A 5,599-nucleotide genomic window follows, 5' to 3' on the forward strand; every position below is an offset into this window, starting at 1 on the left:
TGTCGCCCTTGCCAATCCGCTCCAGCACACGTGCAAGCACGGGCCGCGCCCGATTTCCGCCTGAGGCGTGCTCTTCAAAGATCTCTACGCAACCCGCAGATTGAAGGGCCTCGGACTGGGGCAGGGGGGTCTGATCCTCGGTGGAGACGCGCGCATAGCCAATCAGGGGCATGAAACTGGGCCGCTTGCAATTTAATGTATCGCTAATAAACGACCGTTTCTAAACGAATGCAAGTAGGTGCTCTCTCGTCGTGCTTGTCCCAAAACCCTTGGTTTCCTTGCGCTGAGCGCGATCTGAGAGGTTCCACCGGCAGTCGCGCGCGCATACTATATAAAAAGCGTCGGCATCCGCCAAAAAATTACTTGGGTAATGCGCAAAAAAATAATATTTTGCACATATGAAGACTCAACCGTCTGCATTCACTGATGATTTCGATGACCCCCTCATCACAACCGAGGAGGATGAAGAGGCTCACGAAGAGGATCTCTGGTTGTCGCGTTTAATTCCCGATTTCAATTGTAGCCGTAAGCTGAAATTGAAGCGCTGGAATTTCACCTTAGCGCTTCACCAACACGCCCAGCTTCACAGCCCTGCGGCTTTGGTCAGGTTTACCTTGAACCTGTCGCGCCTGCGCTGGTAGCGCCGGGTCATCTCGGCCGACGCATGTCCGAGTTGCTTTTGAACATAGCGCTCATCAACCTCCGCCGACGAGGCGAGCCCGGCGCGCAAGGAATGGCCAGAGAACATTGCCAGCCTTTTGGCTTCCGGCAGATCGGATCTGACGCCACTCTTCAGAACGGTTGCCTTGATCAGCCGAGCGACGTGCTTGTCGGAGAGGCGGGCCTCGAGGGCACGTTTGCCGTCCCGCGAGGTGCGCACGAAGACCGGCCCAAAGTCGATCTTCGCAAAGTGTAGCCATTGCTCAAGTGCGTGGACAGGACAGGTATGGTCGCTTGAGCCGCGCCCAACCTCGACCTCGCGCCACCCGGTCTTGGCGTTCAGCGTCAGCAGAGCGCCATCTTCGAAAATCTCGATCCAACCGCCGGAGTCCGGTGTATCATCCTTGTGCACGTCAAGGCTCACGATCTCGGAGCGACGGAGACCTCCAGCATAGCCCAGAAGTAAGATCGCCCGGTCTCGAAGCCCGCGGAGATCATAGGGAAGGGTGCCCACCATGGCCTGGATGTCCTCGGGCAGGATCGCTTCCTTCTGAACCGGCGGACGAGCGTGTTTGCGTTTGATCCCGGCCAGAACCGTGGCGATGTGGCGGTTCTTGCGATCAAGAGTGAACCCGCGCTGCCTGACGTTCCAGGCAAGCCCCGAGAGACGACGCTCGATCGTGGAGATCGAAAGGGCAGGGGCCTTCCCGGCTGGTGCAGCCAGATCAGCCAGATAAAGCCCAACCATCTCGGGCGAGGGGGGCAGGGGATCCGTGCCTTTCAGCCGGCACCAGCGGGTGAAGTGTTTCCAGTCGGCCGCGTAGGCCTTGTTGGTGTTCTCGGCCGTCGAGGCTTCAGCGTAATCGCGCGCGGTGTCGATCAGCCGGTCTAGCGCGCCGGAGCCGGCCACATGAGCGGGCAGAGCGATTGAGGCTCGGTCCCGAGAGGCTCTCTCGTCGTGTTCGTCACTGTTCGGCGCGGTATGGGGTGCTGAGCTTGAAATCTCGGACTCTGACCCGCCCGAACCCTCGAATTTGGTGCTGCTATTTGTGAGACTACCCATGTTTTTGAGTGTATCATTTTTACGTCCGATAATGCAATTTTATTGGACATAGTGGAAAGCTGCAGGGTAGGGCGGTTAGATTGCAATTTTCTGGAATAAAGCGCCGCGCAAGTGTAGGCTTTGGGCATGACATTTGCCCGACCGGATCACATCAGCGACCCCGATACGTTACCCCGGATGCCCGCCTGGGTCACCTCTGCCCATGCTGAAACCCTTGAAGATGTTGCGTTTTTGTCGGGCGCGGCCCTCAACCACCTGCATCTTGTGTTGGGACGTGAGGACGTGCCTAAAGCCTTGTTGCGGGATAGGCTCGCGCTGCGTGCGGCCGCGGCTTGCGTCGCGTTCACTGGACGGTCGGAGCGGGAAACGGAGTTGCGCGATGCGGTGCATCTGTTGCGGCCTGGCGATCTGCCTGGGCCGGCAGGTGAAACCTGCCAGGCCTGGCGGCGCGCGGTGGAGCGGCCGGTGTCGATCAAGGCTCTGGGTCGGGCTTTGCCGGCCTTCGAGCCGGGCCAGATTGCCGCGTGGCTTGATGCGGGGAAAGGGTTGCCGGTGACCCGGGCCGTGATGGTGTTGGAGGCGGTATTGCGCGAGGCGCCGCGCGCAGACGTAGCAGGACTGATCGTCGCGGATGCGGCTCTGGCCCAAGCCCTCGGTTGGGAGCACGTTGTGCCGCTGCTGGCCGCAGCCCTGAAACGGGCGGACCTGCGCAAACAGGGCGATGACCTTCGCCTGGCCGGTCATCGGGCGCTGATCTCATCGGCGGTCGAGGCCGTGCGTCTCTCCACCGACCTCGCACGCCGCGCTGCGCACCTGGAGGCGGTCGCGCCGAAGCTTCGCGCCAAGGGGGCGGGCGACGCGGTCGAGATGTTCCTGACCCGCGATGCGGTCGCGCCTTCGGCCTTGCCTTTGCCGGATCGCGCCGCGCGGCGGCTCTGCGACCGGCTGGTCTATCTCGGCGCGGTGCGCGAGCTGACAGGGCGAGACACGTTTCGGCTCTACGGGGTGTAGCGATGGCGAAGGATCGTTCAGAGCCGGACCTGGACCGTGAGTTGGCTGACCTGCCGCCTGAGCTGCGCTGGCGGGAATGGATGCGCCGGATCGAGGCGGTGCTCTTTGCGTCGGCCTCGCCAGTGCCGCGCGAGGACCTGGTCCGCGTGGTGGGGCAGGGGGCTTCAGTCGATCTGCTGGTAGACGACCTTGCCGCCGATCTGGAGGGGCGGGCCTTCGAGATCGCCCAGGTCGCTGGCGGCTGGATGTTCCGCACGCGCGCCACCTACGCCCCCGCGATCCGCGCGGCGGCGGATATCGGGAACCAGCTACTCGATCTGAGCGAATTCGACGTCGCGGTTTTGGCGGCCATCGCTTACCACCAGCCGATCACGCGCGACGGGCTCAAGGATATCTTCGGCAAGGAGATCAGCCGTGACCTGATTGGGCGGCTACATGCGCGCGACCTGATTGGGACCGGGCCACGGTCGCCTCGACGCGGGGCGCCCTATACCTTCGTCACCACCGAGCAGTTCCTTGTTGCCTTCCGGTTGGAGACACTCGCTGACCTGCCGGAACGGGAGCTTCTGGAAGATGCGGGACTTGAGGGCAGCTCGTAGAAACGGCGGTGGCGGAGGGCGAGGAACCTCGGGCCTGAATCCTGGGCTCTTTGAACTGAAGCCTCCATCTTCAGCCGAGGAGTTTCTCCAGTTCCTCCCCTTGCGCGGCATGCTTCTTGGGGTCATTTGCCTTCAACTTGTTCACGTTGATGAGCTTCCATCGGACCGCTGGAAGCTCGGCCGCTTGAGGGCGGTCGATCGCTTCGAAGTCCGGATCGCCGTCATGCAGGGTTCTCAGAAACCTCTTCTCGTCCTCATCCATGCGGGATTGGATGTCCGCGATTAGGCGCTCGCGCGTTGCGACCAATTCCGCAAGGTCGACGGCTTCCTTCGTCATGCCCTCGAATTCCCGGACATAGGGCTGATTCAGATCGATCAGGTTTGGGTTCAGCAATTCGTGCGGCGGGCGTGGCGAACTCGCGACATAGATCAGAAAAGTGCGGAACAACGCGTCGGTAAACCCTTCGTTCTCGTAGAGCAGTTTGACGTCGTATAGGTCTCGCGGGTGCTGGCGATCAAGGGCCGCATGTAGCTTGCCGCCGAACAAATCTTCGAAGGAGACGATGTTCATCGTCGCGTATCCGAACTCTTCTTCGACGGCTTCGGAGACTTCGCGTTGTTCCGGGTCGTGCACGACGCCCCGGGTAACCGGGGAGGTTTCGATTTTGATTTCGGCTGTGCCTAGGCGTGCGAGCGCGCGCGTGGCACCACCGCCACCGCCGGCAATGCGCTGCGCTTTGGCGTCGGTGATGCCGCCTTCGATGGCGGCGGCAATCCGGTTCATCGCGTCGTTGATCTCAACGAGGCTTTCGGCGCGGTCCTTGACAGGCAGATAGGTCAGATCGATATCGACTGAGAGCCGCGGAAGGTCGCGATAGAAGAGGTTGATGGCTGTCCCGCCCTTGAGCGCAAATATCTCCTCCTTCGCGACATATGGAAGTACCCGCACGAGCAGGGCCACTTGGGCGGCATAGTCTTCACGCGCCATGACCACGTTCCTTTCTTACAAACTCTTCGGGCACCATGATCCTGTAGCGCGGATGTATCTTGCCGCCTTTGACCAATGCGCGATCTCCACTGCCGAGGTCGAACTCTTCCGGATCGAGACGCTTGCGCCAGGCATGGTTGTGGCGGTCGGCGAACACAAAGAACAGGCGTTTGACCTTAATCTTCTTGCAGCTTCTGAGCAGTGCCGAGAGGGTTCTCGGGCGCAACGTCGTCAGGCTTTCGAACGCCATGTCGAGGTTGTGAAAGCTCTCCTTATCCGGCAATTCGTCCAGCGCCTCAAAGATCGCGCGTTCCGGTGAGGAGATCACCAGTTTCCAGTCCCACGGCAGGGACGATGCTGTCTCTCCCTGATTATCTCGCGCGCCATCGACACCCAACTCCGGGTCGGAGAACAGCGATAGGCCGCGTGTGCGGAGTTCGGTGTTGAGCGGCAGTTTTTCGAGCCAGTTGGGAATTTTTGAGCCGTAGAGCCAGACTGTCCTCTTGTCGCCGAGTGAAAGATAGTGCGCATAGCCTTGCAGGCTCAATGCCGTCACCCCGCCGATATGGACAGGGTAGTGCATGATGTGCTGGAGCGAGAGCAGGCAGGTCTTCCAGTCGAGCGTATTCGTGGTGTCGCTGCTTGGTGCGGGGCGGCGAAAGACGCCGCGGCCAAGGCGTTCCAGCCAGCCGCGTTGGACATAGGCGTAGGACGAACGCCGGCCTATTCCGTGCTGCTCAAGCCAGGCGGAGTCCACGAGGAACCCCGCTGGGACAGCTTCAAGAAGTCTCTTTAGCTTTTCGTGTTCTTGTCCACTCATGCGCGACACAATGGTATATTTTTAAAGAGACCGCCACTTGTTTCTGTGAAAACCTGCGAGATAGTCCGCCAAGGGTCGACAAATTCTGAAACTCTCAAAGAGATTGGTGGTTGTCAGTTCTGAAGCTTACCAGCAAAGCAGGGCGTGGATGCCCGAGATTGGCAGAGAAGACGCTCGGCCATTCGGATCGAAAAGTTGAAGCTTTGTGCCCATGTCGAAGCAGCTGCGCCAAACCAAAGCCAGGTTTCACTCATTCAACGGTGGAAAGTACCAGCTCGCAGTGACCCGGATGCCGGGGGGCGGGTCACCGGTCGTAACATGAACGTCAATGGCCACCATTGAACTTGTCTTGCTAATGAATAATCAAGATACTAACGGGGAACCAATAGCGTGATTGTTAGGGCTGTAGCCAGGAAAGATATTCCGAAGGTCGTTAAACTCGCCCGAAAACTCGCTGA

At 60.1% G+C, this 5,599-nt stretch carries 6 protein-coding genes; 2 read left to right on the plus strand and 4 right to left on the minus strand.

Translation table 11 applies throughout. The features are described 5' to 3' along the window. The coding region (locus ACN0TA_RS18685) for a recombinase family protein (protein ID WP_417585787.1) at positions 1–172 on the minus strand (172 nt) is incomplete at its 3' end. 411 nt (positions 173–583) lie between these two features. Next, the gene (locus ACN0TA_RS18690; protein ID WP_417585776.1) at positions 584–1,723 is read right to left on the minus strand and encodes a tyrosine-type recombinase/integrase; all 1,140 of its coding nucleotides are present in this window, start codon (positions 1,721–1,723) and stop codon (positions 584–586) included. A 126-nt stretch (positions 1,724–1,849) separates the two neighbouring features. Between ACN0TA_RS18690 and ACN0TA_RS18695 the strand changes: the two genes are divergently transcribed. Together ACN0TA_RS18695 and scpB are read left to right on the plus strand one after the other, a co-directional pair. Next, positions 1,850–2,734: a DUF1403 family protein gene (locus ACN0TA_RS18695; protein WP_417585779.1), complete on the plus strand. Its 885-nt coding sequence runs from the start codon at positions 1,850–1,852 to the stop codon at positions 2,732–2,734. A 2-nt stretch (positions 2,735–2,736) separates the two neighbouring features. Continuing rightward, the gene (gene scpB, locus ACN0TA_RS18700; RefSeq protein ID WP_417585781.1) at positions 2,737–3,333 is read left to right on the plus strand and encodes an SMC-Scp complex subunit ScpB; all 597 of its coding nucleotides are present in this window, start codon (positions 2,737–2,739) and stop codon (positions 3,331–3,333) included. A 70-nt stretch (positions 3,334–3,403) separates the two neighbouring features. Here the strand turns inward: scpB and ACN0TA_RS18705 are convergent, their stop codons facing one another. Both ACN0TA_RS18705 and ACN0TA_RS18710 read right to left on the minus strand, forming a co-directional pair. Continuing rightward, positions 3,404–4,321 (minus strand): nucleotidyl transferase AbiEii/AbiGii toxin family protein, encoded by a 918-nt coding sequence (locus ACN0TA_RS18705; protein ID WP_417585783.1) that lies wholly within the window; start codon positions 4,319–4,321, stop codon positions 3,404–3,406. Continuing rightward, positions 4,311–5,141 carry a type IV toxin-antitoxin system AbiEi family antitoxin domain-containing protein gene (locus tag ACN0TA_RS18710; protein ID WP_417585785.1) on the minus strand — a complete coding sequence of 277 codons (831 nt, stop codon included), beginning with the start codon at positions 5,139–5,141 and terminating at the stop codon, positions 4,311–4,313. The genes ACN0TA_RS18705 and ACN0TA_RS18710 overlap by 11 nt, the downstream gene beginning before the upstream one ends. Positions 5,142–5,599 lie beyond the last annotated feature (458 nt).

This window comes from Pelagibacterium sp. (assembly GCF_048264985.1).
In the GTDB taxonomy this organism is placed as follows: domain Bacteria; phylum Pseudomonadota; class Alphaproteobacteria; order Rhizobiales; family Devosiaceae; genus Pelagibacterium.